The 22,416-nt window shown below is 68.7% G+C and carries 19 protein-coding genes; 13 read left to right on the top strand and 6 right to left on the bottom strand.

Translation table 11 applies throughout. The features are described 5' to 3' along the window. Window positions 1-3: 3 nt before the first annotated feature. The 4 genes from spt to DOL89_RS10560 form a co-directional block, all read right to left on the bottom strand. Window positions 4-1,233: a serine palmitoyltransferase gene (spt, locus tag DOL89_RS10545; RefSeq protein ID WP_119679111.1), complete on the bottom strand. Its 1,230-nt coding sequence runs from the start codon at window positions 1,231-1,233 to the stop codon at window positions 4-6. 3 nt (window positions 1,234-1,236) lie between these two features. Further along, complete coding sequence (locus DOL89_RS10550; RefSeq protein WP_119679112.1) at window positions 1,237-1,488, bottom strand: acyl carrier protein; 252 nt, start codon at window positions 1,486-1,488, stop codon at window positions 1,237-1,239. 184 nt (window positions 1,489-1,672) lie between these two features. After that, window positions 1,673-2,653: an NAD-dependent epimerase/dehydratase family protein gene (locus tag DOL89_RS10555; RefSeq protein ID WP_119679113.1), complete on the bottom strand. Its 981-nt coding sequence runs from the start codon at window positions 2,651-2,653 to the stop codon at window positions 1,673-1,675. Window positions 2,654-2,668: 15 nt separating this feature from the next. After that, window positions 2,669-4,405: a fatty acyl-AMP ligase gene (locus DOL89_RS10560; protein WP_119679114.1), complete on the bottom strand. Its 1,737-nt coding sequence runs from the start codon at window positions 4,403-4,405 to the stop codon at window positions 2,669-2,671. A 185-nt stretch (window positions 4,406-4,590) separates the two neighbouring features. Between DOL89_RS10560 and DOL89_RS10565 the strand changes: the two genes are divergently transcribed. Continuing rightward, window positions 4,591-5,724 carry a glycosyltransferase gene (locus DOL89_RS10565; protein WP_205574559.1) on the top strand — a complete coding sequence of 378 codons (1,134 nt, stop codon included), beginning with the start codon at window positions 4,591-4,593 and terminating at the stop codon, window positions 5,722-5,724. Here DOL89_RS10565 and DOL89_RS10570 read toward each other — a convergent pair. After that, window positions 5,705-7,081, bottom strand: a complete 1,377-nt coding sequence (locus tag DOL89_RS10570) for a lipopolysaccharide biosynthesis protein (RefSeq protein ID WP_162937448.1) — start codon at window positions 7,079-7,081, stop codon at window positions 5,705-5,707. The two genes, DOL89_RS10565 and DOL89_RS10570, sit on opposite strands and share 20 nt — an antisense overlap. A gap of 253 nt (window positions 7,082-7,334) precedes the next feature. Between DOL89_RS10570 and DOL89_RS10575 the strand changes: the two genes are divergently transcribed. The 6 genes from DOL89_RS10575 (at window position 7,335) to DOL89_RS10595 (ending at window position 13,182) form a co-directional block, all read left to right on the top strand. After that, window positions 7,335-8,093, top strand: a complete 759-nt coding sequence (locus tag DOL89_RS10575; RefSeq protein ID WP_225889761.1) for an MlaA family lipoprotein — start codon at window positions 7,335-7,337, stop codon at window positions 8,091-8,093. 56 nt (window positions 8,094-8,149) lie between these two features. Beyond that, on the top strand, window positions 8,150-8,749 hold the full coding sequence (locus DOL89_RS10580) for a 3-keto-disaccharide hydrolase (RefSeq protein ID WP_119679118.1): 600 nt from the start codon (window positions 8,150-8,152) through the stop codon (window positions 8,747-8,749). 62 nt (window positions 8,750-8,811) lie between these two features. Then, window positions 8,812-8,997 carry a hypothetical protein gene (locus tag DOL89_RS24870; protein ID WP_162937449.1) on the top strand — a complete coding sequence of 62 codons (186 nt, stop codon included), beginning with the start codon at window positions 8,812-8,814 and terminating at the stop codon, window positions 8,995-8,997. 9 nt (window positions 8,998-9,006) lie between these two features. Then, window positions 9,007-10,038, top strand: coding sequence for a potassium channel family protein (locus DOL89_RS10585; RefSeq protein ID WP_119679119.1), 1,032 nt, complete (start codon window positions 9,007-9,009; stop codon window positions 10,036-10,038). A 111-nt stretch (window positions 10,039-10,149) separates the two neighbouring features. Next, complete coding sequence (locus DOL89_RS24875; RefSeq protein ID WP_162937450.1) at window positions 10,150-12,102, top strand: cytochrome C oxidase Cbb3; 1,953 nt, start codon at window positions 10,150-10,152, stop codon at window positions 12,100-12,102. Window positions 12,103-12,201: 99 nt separating this feature from the next. Further along, entirely contained in the window at window positions 12,202-13,182 is a 981-nt protein-coding gene (locus DOL89_RS10595) for a L,D-transpeptidase family protein (protein WP_162937451.1), read from the top strand. 82 nt (window positions 13,183-13,264) lie between these two features. Here the strand turns inward: DOL89_RS10595 and DOL89_RS10600 are convergent, their stop codons facing one another. Continuing rightward, on the bottom strand, window positions 13,265-13,522 hold the full coding sequence (locus tag DOL89_RS10600) for an alanine-zipper protein (protein ID WP_119679121.1): 258 nt from the start codon (window positions 13,520-13,522) through the stop codon (window positions 13,265-13,267). 294 nt (window positions 13,523-13,816) lie between these two features. Between DOL89_RS10600 and DOL89_RS10605 the strand changes: the two genes are divergently transcribed. From DOL89_RS10605 to DOL89_RS10635, 6 genes are all read left to right on the top strand, one after another. Then, window positions 13,817-14,893, top strand: coding sequence for an SDR family oxidoreductase (locus DOL89_RS10605; protein WP_119679122.1), 1,077 nt, complete (start codon window positions 13,817-13,819; stop codon window positions 14,891-14,893). Between the two features lie 108 nt (window positions 14,894-15,001). Next, window positions 15,002-15,622 carry a cytochrome c3 family protein gene (locus DOL89_RS10610; RefSeq protein ID WP_119679123.1) on the top strand — a complete coding sequence of 207 codons (621 nt, stop codon included), beginning with the start codon at window positions 15,002-15,004 and terminating at the stop codon, window positions 15,620-15,622. 7 nt (window positions 15,623-15,629) lie between these two features. Continuing rightward, entirely contained in the window at window positions 15,630-18,473 is a 2,844-nt protein-coding gene (locus DOL89_RS10615) for a 4Fe-4S dicluster domain-containing protein (protein ID WP_119679124.1), read from the top strand. Beyond that, window positions 18,470-18,991 (top strand): c-type cytochrome, encoded by a 522-nt coding sequence (locus DOL89_RS10620; RefSeq protein ID WP_119679125.1) that lies wholly within the window; start codon window positions 18,470-18,472, stop codon window positions 18,989-18,991. Before DOL89_RS10615 ends, DOL89_RS10620 begins: the two co-directional genes overlap by 4 nt. Window positions 18,992-19,229: 238 nt before the next feature. Next, the gene (locus tag DOL89_RS10630) at window positions 19,230-20,324 is read left to right on the top strand and encodes a potassium channel family protein (RefSeq protein WP_162937452.1); all 1,095 of its coding nucleotides are present in this window, start codon (window positions 19,230-19,232) and stop codon (window positions 20,322-20,324) included. Window positions 20,325-20,470: 146 nt separating this feature from the next. Beyond that, complete coding sequence (locus DOL89_RS10635; RefSeq protein ID WP_119679128.1) at window positions 20,471-22,396, top strand: PRC-barrel domain-containing protein; 1,926 nt, start codon at window positions 20,471-20,473, stop codon at window positions 22,394-22,396. The last annotated feature ends 20 nt before the right edge of the window (window positions 22,397-22,416 follow it).

Raw genomic sequence — 22,416 nt, forward strand, 5'->3', positions numbered from 1 at the left:
CTGTTACTCGGCCGCGGCAGCGACTCGCAGACCGCCATCGGCCGGGAGCACGCCCAGCTTGCGGCCAACCTGGGTGAACAGGGAGATGGCCTGATCGATCTGCGCCGTGCTGTGGGCAGCGCTGACGCTGGAGCGCAGCAGGGCCAGATTGTTCGGCGTTGCCGGCGGCAGCGCCAGGTTCAGGTACAGGCCCGCATCCAGCAGCGCGTTCCAGAAGGCGATCGCCAGTTCCCGCGAGGGCATGGCAATGGCGACGATCGGGTTCGCCTCCGGACCGACCTGGAAACCCTGGGCCTTAAGCCCGTCATACAGACGGCGGGCATTGGACATGAGCTTCAGGCGCAGACCCGGCTCCTCCTGCACGCGCTTCAGCGCCTGCAGCGTGGTCGCGATGACCGACGGCGGCAGGGAAGCCGTGAACATATAGGGCCGGCAGGCCACGCGCAGGATGTCGAAGTCCGGAAGATCGGAGACGCAGAAGCCGCCGACAGCGCCCAGGCTCTTGGAGAAGGTGCCGACGACGAAGTCGACGTCCTTTTCAACCCCGTCCTGCTCGGCCAGACCGCGGCCATGGTCGCCGAGGACGCCCATGGAGTGCGCCTCGTCCACCAGCAGGAACGCGCCGGTCTCCCGCTTCACCTGGGCGATCTCCTTCAGCGGGGCGGTGTCGCCCAGCATGGAGTAGATGCCCTCCACCACCACCAGCTTGTTGCCGGGATGGTCGGCCAGACGGCGCAGGCGCTTGTAGAGGTCGTCCGGGTCGTTGTGGCGGAAGCGCACGACCTGGCCGGTGGTCATCTTGGCGGCGTCGTAGATGCTGGCATGGCTATCGCCATCGATCACCAGCACGTCGTCCTTGCCCACCAGGGTGGACAGGATGCCGAGATTGGCCTGATAGCCGGTTGTAAACACCATGCAGTGCTCACGGCCGTAGAACTTCGCCAGCGCCTTTTCCAGGTCGCGGTGGCCGGCATAGGAACCGTTCGCGATGCGCGAACCGGTCGTGCCCGTGCCCTGTTCCACCAGCGCTTCGACGCCCTTGTCGATGCTGCTCTGGTCGAAGGTCAGGCCCAGATAGTTGTTCGTTCCGAGCAGGATCGTCCGCTGGCCCCGGAGCATTCCCTCCGTCGGCGACAGGATCTGCTCAAACTGCACGGAGAACGGATCGTGCCCGAACGATGCCAGTCTCTCGTAGGCCTCGCGGAGCGGGGCGAATTTGGCAAGGATCGTCATTGTTCAGGAATTGCCCCGAAGATCATGGATAGTGTTGGCCAAGTCACCCACCGTCTCGACTTCGGCGATACGGTCGAGGGGAATTGACACGTCGAACTTGTCTTCCAGCACCATCACGAAATTCATGACGGCGAGGCTGTCCAGTCCAAGATCGCGCGTGATGTTGGTATCCGGCGTGATAGTGACTGGCGCGTGAAGGTTCGGCCCGAGGGCGCGGATAATTTCCTCGATTATGTCGTCGTGTTGAGAAGCCATTCAACGACCCGAACTGGATTGGTGTAGAACTGGACACGACACGATGTGTCCGCGAGATCAGGGAACCGTCACGGCCCCGTAAGGTAAATGCAATAGAAACCCGTTCAAGGGAAAACCACCGCAACACATTGTTGCCATGCGTTGATCGGCTCTAACCCTTGTAAATCCGCAACACCCGTATCGATCAGGAAAGCCACCCGGCCGATCTGTACCATTCCGCTACCGAGCGGAAACCATTATCCAGACCAATCGTCGGCTGCCAGAGGTCTGGCGGCGGAAGTTTATCCGGCCGCGCAGACCAATCCAAATGAAGCATTTCGCGGACTTTGCCTGTGTTCAGCATCACAGGCTCTCCCGTCAGCCGGGCGCGCAGACCGCCAATGGCGCCGACGAGACGCAATGCCGCAGCTGGCACCGGCACACGCCGAGGCGACGTGCCGAGGGCCGCCGCCGCTGCATCCAGCAACTCGCCCCAGGCGTATCCCCCTGGGTTCTGGTCCGACAACTCATATACCCGTCCGGGAGTTCCACGGGCCGCCAGCACCGCGATGGCCGCAGCGCAGTCCTGCGCATGGATCAGGGCGATCCGCGCCCCCGGACCGCCGAGCACGGGAACCACCGGCCCCTGCGCCGCCTTGAACACGGCGAGCGTCTCCCGGTCCCAGGGGCCGTATATGGCCGGCGGGCGTACGATCAGCGCACGGTCGTGCCCGAAGGCGGCCAGCGCAGCCTCTTCCCCTGCCCACTTGCTGCCGGCGTAATCGGACAGCTCCGGCTCCCGCGCCGCCATGCTGGAAACGACCACCAGTCGCGCATCCGGCGCCCGGCCGGCCATCGCCTCCGCCACGGCACGACTTCCATCGCGATTGACCGCCATGAAGCCGGCCCGGTCCCGCGCCTTGATCAGCCCGGCCCCATGCACCAGCACGGCAACGCCCTCCGCCAGCCGGGCCAGTGCTTCGGGATTGTTCAGGTCGCCGGGCACGATCTCCAGCCGCAGGTCCTGGAATTGCGGATGCATCGGGTCGCCGCGCACCAGCAGACGGACACGATAGCCCGCCGCATCCAGCGCCCGCACGATGAAGCGGCCCAGGAAGCCGGTGCCGCCGGTGACCGACGCTACCGGACGCGCCAGGAAGGCATCGTCCGCCTCGACCCCGGTCATGTCAGCCTGCCTCCCTCAACCGGCCGCGGAGGAACCGGCGGGGAAGTCGCCGCGCTGGAACATCTGCTTGGCGCGGGAGCGGGACAGCTTGCCCGATGAGGTCTGGGGCAACGAGTGCGGCGGCACCAGCACGACCTGAACCTCCACCCCGTGGCCCGTGCGCAGCACGCCCGCCACCTCCTGCCGCAACGCTTCCCGCACCTCCGGCTGGGTGGGGCGGCACTGCACCAGCACGGTCACCTGCTCTGTCCCGCCATTGTCGATGGAGAAGGCGGCGACATCGCCGCTGCGCAGGCTCTCGATCTGGCTTTCCGCCGACCATTCCAGGTCCTGTGGCCAGATGTTGCGGCCATTCACCAGGATCAGGTCCTTGGCCCGCCCGGTGATCACGATCTCCCCGCGCGCGAAATAGCCGAGATCGCCGGTATCCAGCCAGCCGTCGGGGGAGAGGCAGTTCGCCGTCTCCTCCGGATGGCCGTAATATTCCTTCATCAGGGAGGGGCCGCGGGCGAAGACCCGGCCCAGCCGCCGCTCCGGAAGAGGATCGCCGGTCTCGTCCCGCACCACGATCTCATGTTCCGGCAGCGGCGGGCCGCAGAGGACGAAGTCTCGCTCCCGCTTCGTGTCGGGACCCGGCGCCTCCGCCACATGGCCGTCCTCCAGCCGGTCCAGATCGACGGTGTCGGTCTGGATGCCGGTGTCCAGCGGGGCGAAGCTGAGAGCCAGCGTCGCTTCCGCCATGCCGTAGCTGGCGACGAACGCCTCCTTCCGGAAACCGCGCCCGGCGAAGCTGTCGGCGAACTTGGCCATGACCTTGGGGCGCACCATGTCGCCGCCGATGCCAGCCACCCGCCAGCGGGTCAGGTCCAGATCATCGGTGCTCGCCGTTTCGGCCCGGCGGGCCGCCAGCTCATAGCCGAAGGTGGGGCTGTAGGACAGGGTGCCGCCATTGCGGGTCAGGAGCTGCAGCCAGAGCAGCGGCCGGCGCGCGAATTCCCGCGTCGCCAGGAAGTCCACGGTGAGCTGGCTGGTGATGGGGGCCAGGGTGAAGCCCACCAACCCCATGTCGTGATAGAGCGGCAACCAGGAGACGCAGCGGTCGCCGCCACGCACCTGCAGGCCATGACGGGTGATCGCCCGGCAATTCGCCATCAGAGCCGACTGGGTGACCGCCACGCCGAGCGGGAACCGCGTACTGCCGGAGGAGAACTGGAGGTAGGCGAGATCGCCCTCTCCGACCCTGGGCAGGTCCACGCCGCTGGCCGGCACCTCGTTGAACAGGGAAAGCGTGCCCACCGCCTTGAGGTTCAGCCCGTCGGCAGCGGCCGTCACCCATTCCGCCAGGAAGGCGGGGCTGAGCGCGGCGACCGCTCCAGCGCCCTGGATCATGCGGCGGATATGCTCGATATAGGCGTCCTTGCCGCCGAACGCGGCCGGCAGCGGTAGTGGGGCCGGGATCAGCCCGGCATACTGGCAGGCATAGAAGGCGCGCAGGAAATCGCCGTCAGTCTCCGCGATCAGGGCCACCCGGTCGCCGCGGGTCAGGCCAGCGCGCAGCATGCGGCGGGCCAGATCGTGGGCTTGGTCGCGCAGGTCGCGGTAGGTCAGCGCCTCCGCCACCTCCCCCCGGCCGGTGTGGAAGTTCAGCCCGGTCTGCCCGCCGGCGGCGTAATCAAGCGCCTCCGTCACGGTCGCGAAGTCGGCGAGTCGCAGGGAAGGAAGCAGGCTGTCGGTAGCGGTAGGGCTGTTCATGCGGGGATTTGACCTGGGAAACCGCGGGACGTCATCCGCGACCTTGGACCGGAGGGAGCAAATTGGTTAGCTCTGGTTAGCAAAGCATTGACGTGTCAGCAACGCTGCACGGCATCCACCCATTCGATCGGCACATGACATCATCTCTAACCGATAGCGGGCCGCTACGGCACGTTGCCCTTTTCATGCACGGGTTCGAAGCGGGCGGGGCCCAACGCCGGACCCTGACGCTGGCCGGCGCGCTGGCTGCGCGGGGGCTGGAGGTGGACCTTGTCGTGGCGCATGGGCAGGGCCCGCTGCGCGCGGAGTTGCCTCCCGCCGTCCGGCTAGTGGAGGTCGGGGGACGGCCTGCGGCGCTGCCCGGCCTGCGGAGCAGCCGGGGCACACGGCTGGCGGCCGCTATTCCGGGGCTGGTCCGCTATATCCGCGGCACGGGGCCGCAGGTGCTGATGGCCGCCGCCAACCACGCCACACTGGCCGCCGTTCTGGCGCACCGGCGCGCGGACCGCCCCGGAACGGCCCTGGTCATCCGTGTCAGCAACGCCCTGATCGGCGGACGCAACCGGCCGCAGGACCGGCTGAGGCGCTGGACCATCCGGCGGTTCTACGGTCGCGCCGATGGGGTCGTAGCCGTTTCCGCTGATCTGGCGCGGGAAATCACCGAATTGGTGCCCGACCTCGCCCCCTGCACGCGGGTCGTGCCGAATCCCGTGGTCGATGAGAACCTGTCCAGCCGCGCGGCCCGGCCGCCCAGCCATCTTTGGCTGACCGATGGCGGAGCGCAGGTGGCGCTGGCGGTGGGGCGGATGGAAGCGCAGAAGGACTTCGCCACGCTGTTGCGCGCCATGGCGCTGGTCCGCCGGTCGCGGCCGGCGCGGCTGCTGATTCTGGGCGACGGGAGCGAGCGGCCGATGCTGACCACGCTCGCCCAGGAGCTGGGGTTGGGGCCTGACGTGCTGGCCATGCCGGGCTTCGACCCGAATCCGTTTCCCGCCATGGCCCGGGCCGCCTGCTTCGTCCTCTCCTCCCGCTGGGAGGGCATGCCGGGGGCGTTGATCGAGGCCATGGCGCTGGGCTGTCCCGTGGTCAGCACGGATTGCCCCGGCGGCAGCCGGGAGGTCCTGCGGGACGGGGCGCTGGGGCCGCTGGTTCCGGTCGGGAATGCGGAGGCACTGGCCACGGCGGTCATAGAACTGCTGGAAACGCCGCCTGACCGTCCCGCCCTGATGGCCCGGGCACAGGATTTCACGGTCGCGGCCTCTGCCGCCGCCTATCACGCGGCACTGGAGGACGCCTGGATCAGGCGGCGGGCGGGGTGAGCCGGACGCGGAACCAGCGCACCACCGGCACAAGCAACGCCAGCAGGATGAACAGCGACGCCGCCAGGGCGGCAATTCCGGCTCCCAGCAGGCCCATCCTGTCCAGCAGCCAGAGCAGCAGCGGGACATAGAGCGCGGTGGACCAGACCCGCACCTTCAGGGCCGTGCCGGCGTGGCCGGTGGAGATCAGCAGCGGTTCCAGCGGAAAGGCCCAGATGCTGATGACCGAGCCCGCGACCAGCCAGATCATCACCGGATAGGCCGCCGTGAACTCCGGCCCCACGGTGAGGCGCAGCAGCGGCTCCCCCAGAAGCCAGACCAGCCCCAGCATGGCGGTGCCAAGCCCGCCGGCCAGCAGGGCGGAGCGCTGGATCAGGTTGCGCATGGTGCCGAACTCGTTCCCGGCAGCCAGCCGCGCCAGCTCCGGATAGATCGCCGGGATCAGGAGCTTGGCCGGCTTGGCGATGGCGTCGGCGAACTGCCGGGCGATACGGAACAGGGCGGCCTCCGCCGGTCCCAGAATCCAGCCCACGGCCAGCGTGCCCATATGGGTGAAGGCCAGTTCCAGCGTGGTGTTCAGGTTGGTGGTCCAGACGAAGCCCCAGATTCCGGGAAAGCCGGCCGTGAGCCCGCCGCCGCGCCATGCCCATTCGTCCAGATGGCCGCGCCGGCGCAGCTCCTGCCATCCGGCGCCGATCAGGTAGATGCCCGCCACCGCCGTACCGGCGTACCAGGCAACCAGGAACCATTCGAGCCCGCCGCCCAACGCCCAGACAAGCGCGCCGCCGGCCATGCGGATGAAGGCGCCGATGGTGCTCTGCCCCGCCAGCACGTCGAACCGATCCACCAGCCGCAGCACGCCGGTGGGCGTCGCGGTCACCATGAACAGGACGGAGGTGACGTAGAGCATGGCCGCCGGCACCACCGCTTCCGGCCAGCCGAAATAGGAGGCCAGCGCCCAGGCCAGCACGACGGACAGCACCATGCCCAGCACGGCGCTGATTCCGTCCAGCATTACGGTGAAGCGGAGCAGGCGCTGGAAGTCGCCCCTGTTTCCGGACTGGAGCGCCGGCGTGCCATAGCGGATCACCGCTTGCCAGGACTGGAACTTCGCGATCTCCCCCACCGCCTGGGTGAAGGAGTGGATCAGCACCAGCACGCCGAAGGTCTCCACCCCCAGCGCACGGGCGCCGATGGCCAGCGCCGCCAGCCCGAACACCGCGTTCAGCGACTTGCCGCCCAGCAGCCAGGAGGCATTGCCGAACAGCCGGCGCAGCAGCCGGTCGGAAAACCAGCCGCGCGGCCCGTTGGGAGCGTCGGCACGCGAGTCGGAGGCGTTGGGCGGAATCTTGGGCACGGGCAGAACTGACGAATGGGCCTGATGGCGCCCTGATTAGCAGGCGGGCGGGCTGGGAGCCATCCCGATTGCCCGACACCCGAACCCGCCGGGGGAACAGGGCTGGCTGTGACACGGGTCACATTTCGCGGGCTGGCGGAACGGATATGGGAATAGTCCGGCAGCTGGGATAGACATGCAGCCGCCGCGCCTGCCCGTTTCAGCGCACCGTCCGCTTTCTGGGAAAGTCGGCGATTTAAAGGAGCCTCCTGCCGTGATCCGATCGCCCCATCGCCGCCGTTCCACTGCCGCTTGCGCTTTGGCGCTGCTGATCGGCCTTGGCAGCGCCGGCCCGGCCCTGGCGCAGGACAATGTGAATGATCCGTTGGAGCCGGTGAACCGCGCCGTCTTCTGGTTCAATGAGGCTCTGGATGTGGTGCTGATCCGCCCGGCGGCGGAAATCTACCGCGCGGTCGTGCCGGACCCGGCCCAGCGCGGCGTCCGCAACGTGCTTCAGAACCTGCGCAGCCCGCTGGACCTGACCAACCAGCTCCTGCAAGGAGACTGGAAAGGGGCCGGCACGGTGACCAAGCGCTTCCTGATCAACACCACCGTGGGCATCGGCGGCATCTTCGACGTGGCCGGTCAGAACGGCCTGACCTACGAGTATGAGAGCTTCGACCAGACGCTTGCCGTCTGGGGCGTGCCGGAGGGGCCCTATCTGGTGCTGCCGCTGATCGGCTCCTCCTCCCTGCGCGATGCCGCGGGATTCGGGGTGGAGTTCCTGGCCGATCCGGTTTCCAACTATGCCGCCAACACGGACCAGGACTGGATCACCTACACCCGCGCCGGACTGACCGTAGTGGACACCCGCGCCGGCTATATCGAGGCTATCGACGATCTGAAGCGCAACAGCTTCGACTATTACGCCGCCATGCGTTCCCTCTACCGCCAGCGGCGCGACGGCTGGATTCGCGACGGCGCACCGGCACAGGACGCCTTCCCCGACATTCCGGATTACGACGAGGAATAGGCACGGAACTCCCTTCCCGTTCCGCCATTGGCAGCGGGAAACCGGGAGCCCGCGCCATGACCGAAGCCAGTATGCCGCCCGACCTGCCCGACAGCCGCTTCCGCCCGCTGCTGACGCATGCGCTGGACGGCTGGCGCATGTCGGGCACCGGTCATTTCACCTGGCGAGATACCGGATCGGCGCCGGTTCTGGAAAGCGTCGGCGGGCCGGGGCTGCTCTGGTACGCGGCGGAGAGTTTTGCCGACTGCCTGCTTCGGGTGGATTGGCGAATCATGAACCTGACCGACAATTCCGGCGTCTTCCTGCGTTGTCCGCCCCTGGCCGACGATCCCTCGGTCGCCTATGCGCAGGCCTACGAAATCCAGATCGACGACCGCGGCGTGGATAATGAGGGTGGGCGGATGGACAGTCCGCTGCATCTGACCGGCGCCGTCTATCGCCTTTCGCCGGCATTGGAACGGGCCGGCAATCCGCCCGGCCAGTGGAACCGGTTCGACATCCTGGCGCAGGGCGGGGACCTGACCGTATGGCTGAACGGCCGGCGCGTCTGCCGGCTGGAGGGCGGCGACCGGCGGACCGAGGGGCATATCGCGCTCCAGAACCATCATGAAGGGTCGCAGGCGCAGTTCCGGATGCTGGCCGTCTGCCCGCTCTAGCCCTTTGGCGGGACCGTTTGGGCGGATGGCTGTTGGCCTGGAAACGACAGCAGAGGTTCCCCATGCCGCACCCACAGCCCCTTCCCCCTGATTCCCCGCCGGTGCCGAACGAGGATATGCCCTCTCCCGGTCTGCCGCCCGGCGGCATTCCCGACCTGCCCGGACGCGACCTGCCGCCGGGCCCCGCCGATCCGCAGCCCTATCCCGGCCCGCTGAAGCCGCCGCCCGGCCCGATGGGGCTGGGCTGACGCCGCGACATGCCGGATCTTGAATGGCGGCTCCTGCTGCTGCCCCTCGGGCTCGGCATCGTCCTGGCGGCGCTGCACGACCTGTTCGTAACCACACTGACGGTGCGTGGCGGCGGCACGCTCTCCGGCCGTTTCGCGCAGGGTGTTTCCCGCCTCGCCATGGTTCTGGGTCACGGGCGCTTTCCACTGGGTGCGATGTACTACAACGGCATGATCGTCCTGATCGGGATCATGCTGCTGTGGGTCGGGATGCTCTGGGCCGGATGGTCGCTGGCCTTCTCCGCGCAGGCGGACTCGGTGGTTCGCGCCAGCAACAATGTACCGGCCGGCACGGTCGACCGGGTCTATTTCGTCGGCTACACGCTGTTCACCCTGGGGCTTGGCGATTACCGGCCGGCAGGCGGACTCTGGCAGATATTGACCGTGCTGGTAGTGGCCAGCGGCCTGCTGGCGGTCACGCTGATCATCACCTATGCGCTCCAGGTCGTCACCGCCGCCTCAACCAAGCGGCAGGTGGCGGCGACCATCGGCTGCCTGGGGCATACGCCCCGCGACATCCTCTGCCGCGCCTGGGATGGAAAGGGCTTTCCCGCTTTGGGCAACCAGCTGACCAGCCTGATCTCCCCGTTGGTGCAGGTCAGCCAGCAATATCTGATGTTCCCGGTCCTTCCCTATTTCCACGGACGCCAGCCGCAGCTTTCCCTGGGTCTGGCCGTTGCCGTACTGGATGAGACCCTGCTGATGCTGGAGCAATGCACGTCACGGGAGCAGTCGCTGCCGCCGGCCGTCCTGGCTCCCTTGCGCCATGCCATCGGTCAATTGCTGGACACGCTGGAGTCCGCCCATATCGACCCGGCCTCACATGCGCCGCCCCCGCCCGATGCCGCCCAGCTCTCCGGGATCGGCATGCCCGTGCCGCAGCAGGGCTGCCTGACAGCCCGTTGCCAGAAGGAGGAGAAGCGGCGGCGTCTGCTGCTGGGCTTTCTGCAGAGCGAAGGGTGGAGCTGGAACGATGTCCATGGCGGCCGTCCATCCGCCTGACCCGCCCTGCGGCCTCGCCACCTGTTCTGCCGGGCGAATGGCCGCAGGGCCGGAACATGGCGGGACCGCTAGGGTTCCGCCAGCGTGTTTCAAGGCCCGAGAGGATTGTGGATGCGGTTGATCGGCATTCTGGGCGGCGTGCTTGGCATCGCGGCGCTTGTCTATGCGGCAATGATGACGCTGGTGACGGTGGAATACGCACCCTTCCCATCGGAAGCCGATCTGGAAAATCCGGGGCGCCGGCCCAGCGCCGCTGCCTATGATGTTCTGGGCACGAAGGTGATGCCCGCCCAGGCCGCCCAGATGCGCGCGACCACGCGCGGGCTGGACCATCTGTCACGCCGGAACGGAGCAATCGAGATAACGCCGGAGCTGGTCCGCATGGGCCGGGAGGCCTTCTACAAGGAGACCTTCGGGAATGAATGGTTCCTGACCGATGTGATGGGCCTGCTGGACGGGGCCATCACGCCCTGGGCCATGACCAAGGCGATCCTGGCGAACTTCGCCAATCCCACCACCGACCTGAAGGTCCGGCTGGCCAAGGACCTCCGCCTCGGCGACCAAGTATTGCCCGCGGGCACCCTTGTCTCCACGGGGCTGGACATCCCGGCCGGCCAGATCATGCCGATGGGAATCAAGATGGTGTGGGACAAGGGCGCGCTGCGCGCGGGCATCACCTGCGCCGCCTGCCACAGCACCGTGGACCCGGCAACGGGGCGGGTGGTGGAGGGAGCGCCGAACCCGGACTTCAATGTCGGCTTCATGCTGGCGGCCTCTTCCAACACCGCCGCCTACTTCACCCATGTGACGGTGGAGGACCCCGCCGCCTTCGTCGGTCCCGACGCCCCGCGCATCGCCACCGCGTCGGGCGGAACTGTCGCCGTGCCGGACAAGGAGCTGCTGGAGACGGCCGTGGACGCGCAGTTCGCCGCCTGGCCGCCCGGCAGCTTCGACAGCACCGTGGACATGGTCAGCAATCCGACCAGCATTCCCGACAGCTTCACGGCGGAGGCGCATCCCTTTGGCTGGTCGGGCTTCGCCCAGATCGGCCCGTTCCGCGGCTCCACCATGCTGTCCAACAACGTCCATGCTGTGAATGCCGACGCCACGACCGTAGCGGGAGCCGCCTCCGAGCTGCTGGGCATGGATACGGAGCTTTATCTGGCCACCATGCTTCAGGGCGCCCCGAACCCCGCCTTCCGTTGGGACCCTGGCAGCGGGAGAACCCCGTCAGAGGTGCTTGAACAGGCGAACCCCACGCCGATCAGCCCCTCCCTGGTCAGCGCCGCCGTGATGCCGAGTTGGCCCAATGTCACCTACATCTCCACCGACAGCCTCCAGCTCAGCACGCCCGGCCTGCCGGTGTGGGAGAAGGTGAACGCCATCAGCGCCTTCCAGGATACCCTCACCGCCCCGGTGCCGCGCCTGAACGCCTCCTCCGTCCGGCGGGGGCAGGGCGTATTCAGCCGCGCCGGCTGCGCCGACTGCCATGTGGGGCCGGCGCTGACCAACAATCGGGTCCTGCCGGTGGCCGAGGTCGGGACGCAGCCCAGCCGCGCCCGCGCCCTGGCGGCGACGGAGAAGGCGCTGGTGCCGTCTGTGATGATCGCCCCCTCCACCCCCTTCCCTCCGCCGGCGGAGCCGGACCTGATCAAGATCCAGATCCCGCCGGACCGCCTGGAGCAGCTTCAGCTCGGCTGGGCCCATGCGGGGACGGACGGCGGTTACAAGGTGAAGGGACTGGTCGGCCTCGCCGTCTCCGCCCCCTACCTGCATGATCATGGCGTAGCAGTGGGGCCGGATGCGGCGACGCAGGCGGGGTTGCCCGGCACGCTCTATGCCGGGGTGCTTCCGGACCCGGTGAACAGCCTGCGGGCCATGGTGGACCGGAACCTGCGCGCCCGTGTCGTATCCGCCAATCGCGAAGATGCACGCGCTGCCATGAGCAACGTCAGCGGGGAGGGGCACGAATTCTGGGTGGATACCGAGGCCGGCTTCACCGCGCAGGATCAGGCCGACCTGATCTCCTTCCTGCTCTCCATCGAGCGGGCGGCAGGTCCGTAGCGGCGTGGGCGCGCTTATGCGCCCAGCCTCCCCAAAAGGTCGCTTGGCAGGGAGCAAGCGGAATGGTCCGGTGTTCCCCTCTCCATGATGACCGGTCCGATGCAGATTCCATCCACCCAGACCAATCACCGCGCCGCCAGCACCGTCCGGGCAATGTTCTGCCTGCTGGGAGCGCTTCTGCTGTCCGCCTGCGCCAGCGCCTTTGCGGAGCCGCCGGAGCGGCTGGTGACCGTATACACCGTACAGCCGGAGGAGACGCTGCCGGAGATCGGGCGGCGGCACGGGTTGGGCTATGTGGAGGTGCTGGCGGCCAATCCAGGCGTCCATCCCTTCGTGCCGGACGTGGGCAGCCAGGTGGTGCTTCCCACCGTTCATCTGCCGCCGAACGCGCCGTCCGATGGCGTAGTCGTCAATGTCGCCGACATGCGCCTGTACCAGTGGCAAGGCGAGGACGCGCCCCGGACCTATCCCATCGGCATCGGGCGGGAGGAGCTGACCACCCCCGCCGGCAAGACGAAGATCGTCAAGAAGGCCGCCAATCCCATCTGGTACCCGACGCCACGCATGCGCCGGGAGGACCCGACGCTGCCGCGCGCCGTCGGTCCGGGGCCGGACAACCCGCTGGGCACCCATGCGCTGTATCTGGACGTCGACCTGCTCCGGATCCACGGCACCAACCGTCCCTGGGGCGTCGGCGCCCGGACCAGCAGCGGCTGTGTCCGGCTGTATCCTGAAGACATCCCGGTCCTGTACGAGCGGCTGCCCGTGGGCACCCCGGTCTACATCGTGGATCAGGAGGTCAAGGCCGACTGGCACCAGGGTGGCCTGTATGTGGAAGTCCATCCCGCTCCGGATCAAGCGGACGCCATCGAGTTCTCCCGTCCCTTCGAGCCACGTCTGCCCAAGGATCTGGTCCGCATCGTCGCCGAAGCGGCGGGCGAAAACGCGACGGTGGACTGGGACAAGGTGAAGGAAGCCGGGTTGAAGCGCCTCGGCTATCCGGTACTGGTCGGCATCGGGACGGAACCGGTGTCGGGCGCCGGGCAGCCGCCGAGGCTGATGGCCAGCGCGGCGTACTGAGGTTCGCCCAGCCGCGGATCGCCGCCAATGAAAAAGGGCCGGTCGCTGGACCGGCCCTTCGTCGTCGGTATCCGACGCAGACTTACTTGCGCTGGCCCTGGCGGTACAGTTCCTCGATCCGCTCGGCCGCCTGCTGGGCGCGCTCGGCAGCCTGCTGGGCGCGGTCAGCGGCCTGACGGGCATCCTGCACCTGCTGCTCCAGCGTCTGCACACGGGTGTTCACCGTCTGCAGGTCGGTGGAGGTCGCGTAGGCCACTTCGTCGTCCCGGCCGCTGCTGCACGCGGACAGGGCCACGAGCGCCAGGGCAGGCACGAGAAGGCGGACGGGTTTCAGGTTCATCTGTTCCTCCTTACAGGACAGCTGTGGTTATTGGGCGGCCCCCATCGGGAGAGACGGCCGGCAGAAGGGGACGGTCCGGGCGGACGTTCCCATGTGCCCAACGCTTCTGCCCTGGGCATGTTTCCTTCGAAAACGCATCCAGTTCGGCCGGAACGGCGGAAACGCTGCATGCGGCCTCTTCCTGCCCCTGATCGGTCACAGGGCGGAGCGCTCTGCCCGGATGGCATCCGGAACCGGTCCGGCCTTCCCGCGGTTGGTCGCAACAGCCGGAGCCAGAACAAGGAGGAGCCTGCCATGCCCGTTCCCCGCACCGTGATCGTCACCGGGGGCACCGCCGGGGTGGGTCGCGCGGTGGTGGAGATGCTGGCCCGACGCGGGGACCGCATCGGCATCATCGCCCGCGGCCGGGAGGGGCTGGCGGCGACCAGGGCCGCGGTGGAGCGGTTGGGCGGCACCGCCCTGGAGCTTCCCTGCGACGTGGCGGACGCCTCGCAGGTCGAGGCCGCCGCGGACAAGATGGTGGAGGCGCACGGCCCCATCGACGTCTGGGTCAATGCCGCTATGGTCACCGTCTTCTCCAAGGTCCGGGACCTGACCCCGGAGGAGTTGCGGCGGGTCACGGAGGTGACCTACCTCGGCAATGTCTACGGCATCATGGCCGCCTACCGCCGCATGCGGGAGCAGGCGGACGGCACCATCGTGCAGATCGGCTCCTCCCTCGCCTACCGGGGCATTCCGCTTCAGGCGGCTTATTGCGGGGCGAAGCACGCCATCAAGGGGTTCCTGGACAGCCTGCATTCGGAGTTGATCCATGAGAACAGCCGGATCAAACTGACCACGGTGCATATCCCCGCCGTGAACACGCCCCAGTTCGACTGGGCGCGCACCCATACCGGCCTTCAGCCCCGCCCCGTCGCTCCCGTTTTCCAGCCGGAGGCCATCGCCCGCCATGTGATGGAGGCGATCGACAACCCGGCGCGGGAATACTGGGTGGGCGGCAGCACGCCGATGGTCATCGCCGGCAGCTTCGTCGCCCCCGGCCTGATGGACATGTATCTGGCCCGCACCACCGTGACCGGTCAGGAACGGCCTGAATGGACCGACCCCGACCGGCGCGACAACCTGTTCGAGCCGGTGGAGGGCAAGGGACTGCACCGCGCCCATGGCAGCTTCGACCGGGAGGCGAAATCCAGCACGCTTGGCATCGCGGCGGAGAGCTTCCGGGCGGTGGCAGCCGGGGCGATCCTGGCCGTGGCCGGCGGGCTGGCGCTGGGCGGGACGTTGCTGGACCGCGGCGGCGACGGGTCGGAGCGCCGACGTCGCCAACGCGACATGGCGCGGCTGGGACCGGGGCCGCGCCGCGGCGCCTGATGACGTATCCGCAGGAACGTTCGGACGGGCCCATGCGTTGGCCCGAGAGACGTTCCCCAGGCTGCGCGCTGCCCGCGCGCCCCGACAGCCCATGATGCCGGAGGGCGGATGGCCGCCTTGTTCACCCCACGCGCGGACAGAATTCTGCGCCGCCTGGCCGCGGCGGCGGTCGTAGCCGTGCTGGCCTTCCTGGTGGTGGCGACCGGCATCGTCGATCCGGGCTGGTTCCGCGGGGCCAGCGCCGCGCCGCCGCAGCCGGTGCCGTTCAGCCACAAGATCCATGTGGACGATGTCGGCGTGGATTGCCGCTACTGCCACACCAGCGTGGAGGTCGCGGCCGATGCCGGCATGCCGCAGATGAAGACCTGCATGTCCTGCCACCTGCCCTTGGACCCACAGCCGGACATGCCCTATTCCCTGGTGTGGCAGCGGGTACAGCCCCTTCCGGACCACGCCTATTTCCATCACGGCGCCCATATCAGCGCCGGCGTCGGCTGCTCCACCTGCCATGGCAACGTGGCCGCGCAGGCTGTTCCAGTCGCTCCGCAGCGCTATTCCATGAACTGGTGCCTGGACTGCCATCGCGATCCCGCGGACTCGCTGCGCGCGCCCGGTGAACTGCTTTACATGGACTGGACACCGCCCGACGCGGCCGTTCAGGCGGAGCGCCTGCACCAGCGCGGCATTGTGCCGGCCAATCTCGATCACTGCTATGTCTGTCACAGGTAGGGGCCGGATGAGCGGACGCCAGCATCCTCACCGCGATCCCGCCCCCCTTCTGGCCACTTTGCCGGAGGCGAGCCGGCGCGATGTCCTGCGCACCATGGCAGCCTCCCTGGCGCTGGCCGCCGCCGGCTGCGACGGACCCCCGCCGGAGGCAGCCGTCCCCTATGTGGAGCAGCCGGAGCATCTTGTGCCCGGTCGGCCCCTGTTCTACGCCACGGCGGTGACGCTGGAGGGCTTCGCCCGGCCGGTCCTGGCCGAGGTGCACGAGGGCCGGCCCACCCGGCTGGACGGCAATCCCCGACATCCTGCCGGTACCGGCGCATCCGATCCATTCATGCAGGCGGAGGTGCTGAACCTCTACGACCCGGATCGTCCGCGCGCCCCCCTGATCGAGGGGGAGGTCATAAGCCAGGAAGTCCTGTGGGAGCGGCTGGCCGGTCTGGCGGACCGGCTGGCGGAGAGCGGCGGCGTCGGCTGCCGGGTGCTGTCCGGCCGCACCACCTCCCCCACCCTGCTGCGGCAGCGGGAGGAATTCCTGCGCCGCTATCCCCAGGCCGGATGGCATGTCTGGGACCCGCTGGAGATGCCGGAGCGGACGGAAGGCATCCGCTTGGCCTTCGGCCGTGATCTGGCTTTGCATCCGCGGCTGGGCGGGGCTGCCGCCATCGTCAGCCTTGGCGCCGACCCGCTGGGTCCGGGCCCCACCCAGGTGGAGAACGGGGCGGAGTGGGCTGTGCGCCGGGCCGGCATCCGCAGCGGCCAGCTTCCGCCCGCCCCGATGATGGTGGCGGAGGCGACGCCCAGCCTGACAGGACTTAAGGCGGATAGGCGCCTCGCGGCTGCGGAGTGGAAGCTGCCCCTGTTGCTGGCCGCCATCGCGCAGGAATTCGGCGAGGGCGGGGCGGAGGCGGTGGAGTTGACCCTGGCGGAGCGGGCCTGGACGGCGCGGGCGGCGCAGGCCCTGCGCCAGCATGCCGGGGCGTCGCTGCTGCTGGCCGGCCCGCAGCTTCCGGCGGCGGCACAGGCCCTGGCCCACCGGATCAATCACCGGCTTGGTAATCTTGGCCGCACCCTGCTGACGACCGAGCCTGTAAGCGGACCGGCGGATGCGCCGGGACTGGCCGAACTGGCGGAGGATATCGCCGCCGGTCGGGTCCGCACCCTGATCCTGCTGGAGAGCAACCCGCTCTATGCCGCCCCTGCGAATGTGCGGTGGGCGGAGCTGCTGGCCAGGGTGCCGCTGACGATCCACGCCGGCCGGATGCGGGACGAAACAGGAATGGCCGCCGGCTGGCAGGTCCCTCTGACCCACCCGCTGGAGAGCTGGTCCGACGCACGGCATCCGGATGGAACGGCAAGCATCGTCCAGCCCACCATACGCCCGCTGTTCGGCGCGATGTCGGTACACCAGTTCCTCGCCGCGCTGTCCGGCGACATCACCGACATGCGCGAACCGGTGCGGGAGACCTGGCGCGCCGTCTGGGGCGATGCCGGCTTCGAGGAGCGCTGGAACCGGGCGCTCCGCAGCGGTTACGTGGAAGGAACGGAAGCGCCGCAGGCGCAGGTCGCCGTCGGCCCGGCAACCTTCACGCCGGAGCTTCCTCCGTCGCCGGAGCTGGTGGAGCTGGTGATCCGCCCCGATCCCACCGTGTGGGACGGGAGCTTCGCCAACAATGCCTGGCTCCAGGAGCTGCCCAAGCCCCTGACCAAGGTTTCCTGGACCAACGTCGTCGGTCTGTCGCCGGCCCTGGCCGGTCAGCTCGGCCTGCGGGAGGGCAATCTGGTGGAGGTGGAGGCGGTCGGGCGCACCGTCGTCGGCGCCGCCTATCCCCTGCCGGGCCAGTCGGAGCGGACGGTGACGCTCTGGCTGGGCTACGGCCGTGCGGCCGGCGGGCGGAACGGGAGCGGGCTCGGCTACAACGCCGCCCGGCTCCGCCCGGCGAATGGCGGATGGCGGGTCGATGCAGCGGCGCTGCGTCCGGCGGGCGCCGGCGCGGAACTGCCCCTCATGCAGAAGGAAGGCTGGATGAACGGGCTGGATCTGGCCCGTAAGGTACCGCTGAACGATCCGCGGGTGGAAATACCGGCCAGCGCCCCGCACCCGCCTTCGGTCCATCCGGACTGGGACTATCCCGGCCGGCGCTGGGCCATGGCGGTGGATGTGGACAACTGCATCGGCTGCAACGCCTGCATGGTCGCCTGCCAAGCCGAAAACAGCATTCCCACCGTGGGACCGGAGGAGGTGAAACGCGGGCGCGCCCTGCACTGGATCCGGGTCGAGCGATACTGGACCGCCGGGGATGAGGCCGGCGGCGGAGAGATCGGCGGGCGTTTCCTGCCCGTCCTGTGCATGCATTGCGAGAAGGCCCCCTGCGAGGTCGGCTGCCCGGTGAATGCCACCGTGCACGGGCCGGAGGGGCTGAACCAGATGATCTACAACCGCTGCATCGGCACCCGCACCTGTGCTGCGTACTGCCCCTATGAGGTGCGGCGGTTCAACTACTTCGACTATGCCGCCCGCGATCTGGCCGCCGCCATACCGCAGCGAAATCCCGACGTGACGGTGCGCGCCCGCGGCGTGATGGAGAAATGCACCTACTGCGTCCAGCGCATCCGCGCGGCGGAGATCCAGGCCGGGGTCGAGGGGCGGGATGTCGGCAGGGATGAGATCACCACCGCCTGCGCGGCCGCCTGCCCCAGCAGCGCGCTGATCTTCGGCGACCTGAACGATCCGGATTCCCCCGTGGCCCGCCGGCATGCGGAAGAACGGGCCTACGACCTGCTGCGGGAACTGGGCACCCGCCCGCGAACCTTCTACCTGGCCGCCATCGGCCTGCCGGAGGATACGGCATGAGCAGATGGTCCGGCCTGACCGCGGCGGCGCTGCTGATCCTGGGGCTGGCTGGCTGCGATGGCGGCGGCATGGACGATCAGGCGAAGATCGAGCCTTATGACGTGCCCCCGCCCCAATGGGGCGGCATCGTCGGCGCCCTGCCCCCGGTTCCGGGCACGGTACATCAGATGGAGGACGGTGAGGCAACACGCCCCCGGATCACGGCGGACCTGCTGGCGCGCGGCGGCGATCGGTACGCCATCTTCTGCGCCCCCTGCCACGGGCCGGGGGGACATGGAGACGGCGGGGCGGTAGGACGGGTGGTGCCGCAGCCGCCATCCCTCCTCTCCGCCCCGCTCCAGCGCGTGCCGGACAGCCATCTGTTCCGGGTCATCAGCAACGGAAAGGGTCGGATGTACGGCTATGCCTCCAGAATTCCGGAGGCCGACCGCTGGGCCATCATCGCCTGGCTGCGCGATGTCCAGGCCCGCACCCCCGATCAACCTCCAGCGGGAACAGGCACGACCCCGCAGGGTTGATTCCACATGTTCCAGCATCAGACCACGATCCATCGCCGGCCCGCATGGCGCGCGACCCCGTACCCCCCGGTGCCGCCACCGCCGCCGGCGCCGCCGCCGCTCGATCCGGATGCGCCGCCGCCCATCCAGGAACCGCCGGGGCCGATCCCGGTCCCGCCTGGAGAGCCGCCGCCGGTACCGGAACGGCTGTCGACGGCAGAATTCCGACGCTGCTCATGACTGCCCGGAGGGGTGGTCCATGAAATTCCTCGTGGCCATGAGCCGGCCCAGCCGGCGCGGCCATCTGCAGTCCACCACCCGCCTTATCCGCACCCTGCGGCGGACGGCGACGTGGATCGTCTGCGTGCTGGCGCTGCATATCCTGGCCATGATCATTTTCGAGGGGATGGTTCCCTTCGACGCACTCTGGCTCACGGCGACCACAGTGATGACGGTGGGCTATGGCGATCTCTCGGCCGCCACCGTGCCGGGCCGAATCTCCACCATGGTGCTGATGTACATGGGCGGCATCTACGTGCTGGCGAAAGCTGTCGGCGACTACACCGACTATCGCGCCCAGATGGCCAATGAGAAGGCGCGCGGAAGCTGGAGGTGGAACATGAGGGGGCATCTGCTGATCATCGGGCAGCCTGTGGGCAATGCGGAGCAGTACTTTATCCGGCTGACGGATCAGATCCGCGCCCATGAGAGCTGGATCGACATACCGATCCTGCTGTTGACGGAGGTGTTCCGCAACCGCCGCCTGCCCTCCAGCCTTGCCGACCGGGGCATCGCCCTTTGGACCGGCAATCCGACCGAAATCCAGTCGCTGGAGGCTGTAACGCCTGCCGATGCGCGGGCGGTCGTTGTCTTGGCCGAGAGCGGAACGGACAGCGCCGCCGACGCCGGCGTCTTCGACACTGTGGACCGCATCCGCGGCGCCGGCTTCGTCGGGCCGATCGTCGCGGAATGCGTCGACCAGCTCAACCGCAGCCGCCTGATGCGGGCTGGCGCCACCACCGTGATCCGCTCCGTCCATGGTTTTCCGGAGATGGCGGCCCGCGCCCTGGTAGCGCCCGGCGCGGAAAGGCTGGTGGAGAACCTGTTCACGGCGGAGGGCGACGAGTGCCGGCGTTACGAGTTGCCGGAGATCTGGCACGGCACCTGGACCGAGCTGACCCTTCGTCTCGTCACGGCGGAGATCGGCATCCCGCTCGGCTACGCGGACCCGGAAGGGTGCATCCATAGCAATCCGGTCGGCCGGGCCATCGAGGCGCGGGCGATCTTCGTGATCGTGCACGACCGGCATCAGGCATCCGCACAAGTGCAGATCGCGCGCCTCCTGCGCGGGTAGTTCGCGGGCCGGCTGTGACCTCCCGTCCGGACGGGGAGATTCCGCGGAACACATCCCGCCCCCTCTGGTTGGCTACGTGGGCATCGTGCATCCGGCAAAATGGATGCTGCGAGCCTGCAACTTCAGGCTTAAGCGGAGGATCGTCGATGCGAACGCACCTGTTCACGGCGGCCATTGCCCTGGCAGTGGCGGCCTTTCCGGCCGCGTCATGGGCGCAGGAGCAGCAACAGGATCAGCGGCAGCAGCAACCACCCGAGAACCAGCTCGCCCAAGCGCCGCCCGCAGCTCCGCCGGCTCCCGCCGGTCAGCAGGATCAACTCGCCCAGCATCTGCAAAGCGCCCAGGACCGTCTGCGTACGGCACAGCAGGAGCTTCAGGCAGCCCGGGATGCCCGGGACCCGCAGCGCGAGGAAGCGGCGCGACAGGCCGTGTCGGATGCATTGACCCGGTTGGGCGATGCCCTGTCCTCTGCGCAGCAGCAGGTAATGGCGGCGCTGGACGCGTTCCGGACCGGCGGACCTGAGGGCGACAGCGCCGCCCAGCGCGTCGCGGGCCTCATGCAGATGCCGGCAGCCGATCCCACCGACGTGAATGTGCGCCAGCTCGCTCCGCAAGTGGCTGTGAACGCGGCCGCGCCGCAGGTGCAGGTGGAGCAGTTGCAGCCCCGCGTGGCAGTGAACCAGCAGAGCCCGAACGTGGTGGTGGAGCAGCCGCCGCCGCAGGTGCAGGTCCGACAGCCCGCCCCGCGCATCCGGGTGCGCCAGTTCCCGCCGGAGATCATCGTCCGCCAGTTCGAGCCCGAAGTGATCATCCGCCAGCGTGAGCCGGAGATCATCATCGAGCAGGCCGACCCGGAGATCACCGTCAACCAGGCGGAACCCCAGGTCGCCGTGAACATGCAGCAGCCCACGGTCGAGGTCCAGGCGATGGAGCCGCGCATCAGCGTCGCCCAGCCGGAGCCGAACGTGGATGTGTCGATGGCCCAGCCGCTGGTGAATGTGGACCCCGGCCGCCCGGCCGTGGCCGTCCAGCAGCCGGAGCCCGAGGTCCGGGTCGAGCAGCAGCGTCCGGAGGTCGCCGTCGATCCCGGCCGTCCGGTCGTGGACGTGCAGCAGCCCGCGCCGGAAGTCGAAGTGGAGACACAGCAGCCGGAAGTGGCCGTACGCCAGCCCGAACCCGAGGTGCAGGTGCGCCAGCCCGAACCGCAGGTCCAGCTTGACCCTGGTCAGCCGGAGGTGAATGTCGAGCAGGAGCGCCCCGAGGTGGCGGTGACGCAGCCTGAGCCGCAGGTGCAGGTCGAGCCCAGCCAGCCGCAGGTGGACGTCCAGGCTGCCCGGCCCGAGGTGAACGTGCGGCAGCCCGAGCCGGAAGTCGCGGTGAACCAGCCGGCGCCCGAGGTTCAGGTCCAGCAGCCCGAACCGCAGGTCCAGGTCGATCGTGGCCAGCCGCAAGTGAATGTGGAGCCCGCTCGTCCCGAAGTCGCGGTGCGCCAGCCCGAGCCCGAGGTGCAGATTCAGCAGCCCGAGCCGCAGGTCGAGGTTCAGCCTGGCCAGCCTGACGTGAATGTGCAGGCGGCCCGGCCGGAAGTCACGGTGCGTCAGCCCGAGCCGGAAGTCGCCGTTCGTCAGCCTGAGCCGCAGGTGAATATCGATCAGGCGCAGCCCGACGTGACTGTGCAGCAGGCCCAGCCCGATGTGGCGGTCAGGCAGCAGGGGCAAACAGACGTGCAGGTCGCGGATGCCGGGTCCGCCCAGGCGCCTGCGCCCGCCCAGCAGGGCAATGAGCGGATGAACCGTCTCATCGGCGTGGCGGTCTATGGCTCCGACAATGAGGAGCTGGGCCAGGTCGAGGATCTGTTGCTCGCCCCGGAAGGCGGCGGCGTGCGGGACGTGGTGGTCCGTATCGACGAGGGTCTGCTAGGCGATGACCGGCTGATCCTGGTTCCTTACAGCCAAGTGCGGATGCGCGGCCAGGATCTGCTGATCCCGATGAACTCCGATCAGGTCGAAGCCGCGCCAGAGTTCAATTACGAGGCCGATGCGAACGCCCTTCTAGGCCCGGATGCGCAATGATGCCCGCCAGAGCCATGGAG

It is taken from the genome of Indioceanicola profundi, from assembly GCF_003568845.1.
GTDB lineage: Bacteria > Pseudomonadota > Alphaproteobacteria > Azospirillales > Azospirillaceae > Indioceanicola > Indioceanicola profundi.

Coding starts and splice junctions, on each gene's coding strand:
- DOL89_RS10620 (WP_119679125.1), top strand. CDS start 18,470: ATGAGCAGATGGTCCGGCCTGACCGCGGCGGCGCTGCTGATCCTGGGG.
- DOL89_RS24875 (WP_162937450.1), top strand. CDS start 10,150: ATGCGGTTGATCGGCATTCTGGGCGGCGTGCTTGGCATCGCGGCGCTT.
- DOL89_RS10605 (WP_119679122.1), top strand. CDS start 13,817: ATGCCCGTTCCCCGCACCGTGATCGTCACCGGGGGCACCGCCGGGGTG.
- DOL89_RS10555 (WP_119679113.1), bottom strand. CDS start 2,653: ATGACCGGGGTCGAGGCGGACGATGCCTTCCTGGCGCGTCCGGTAGCG.
- spt (WP_119679111.1), bottom strand. CDS start 1,233: ATGACGATCCTTGCCAAATTCGCCCCGCTCCGCGAGGCCTACGAGAGA.
- DOL89_RS10635 (WP_119679128.1), top strand. CDS start 20,471: ATGCGAACGCACCTGTTCACGGCGGCCATTGCCCTGGCAGTGGCGGCC.
- DOL89_RS24870 (WP_162937449.1), top strand. CDS start 8,812: ATGCCGCACCCACAGCCCCTTCCCCCTGATTCCCCGCCGGTGCCGAAC.
- DOL89_RS10630 (WP_162937452.1), top strand. CDS start 19,230: ATGAAATTCCTCGTGGCCATGAGCCGGCCCAGCCGGCGCGGCCATCTG.
- DOL89_RS10615 (WP_119679124.1), top strand. CDS start 15,630: ATGAGCGGACGCCAGCATCCTCACCGCGATCCCGCCCCCCTTCTGGCC.
- DOL89_RS10550 (WP_119679112.1), bottom strand. CDS start 1,488: ATGGCTTCTCAACACGACGACATAATCGAGGAAATTATCCGCGCCCTC.
- DOL89_RS10580 (WP_119679118.1), top strand. CDS start 8,150: ATGACCGAAGCCAGTATGCCGCCCGACCTGCCCGACAGCCGCTTCCGC.
- DOL89_RS10560 (WP_119679114.1), bottom strand. CDS start 4,405: ATGAACAGCCCTACCGCTACCGACAGCCTGCTTCCTTCCCTGCGACTC.
- DOL89_RS10565 (WP_205574559.1), top strand. CDS start 4,591: ATGCACGGGTTCGAAGCGGGCGGGGCCCAACGCCGGACCCTGACGCTG.
- DOL89_RS10610 (WP_119679123.1), top strand. CDS start 15,002: ATGGCCGCCTTGTTCACCCCACGCGCGGACAGAATTCTGCGCCGCCTG.
- DOL89_RS10585 (WP_119679119.1), top strand. CDS start 9,007: ATGCCGGATCTTGAATGGCGGCTCCTGCTGCTGCCCCTCGGGCTCGGC.
- DOL89_RS10595 (WP_162937451.1), top strand. CDS start 12,202: ATGCAGATTCCATCCACCCAGACCAATCACCGCGCCGCCAGCACCGTC.
- DOL89_RS10600 (WP_119679121.1), bottom strand. CDS start 13,522: ATGAACCTGAAACCCGTCCGCCTTCTCGTGCCTGCCCTGGCGCTCGTG.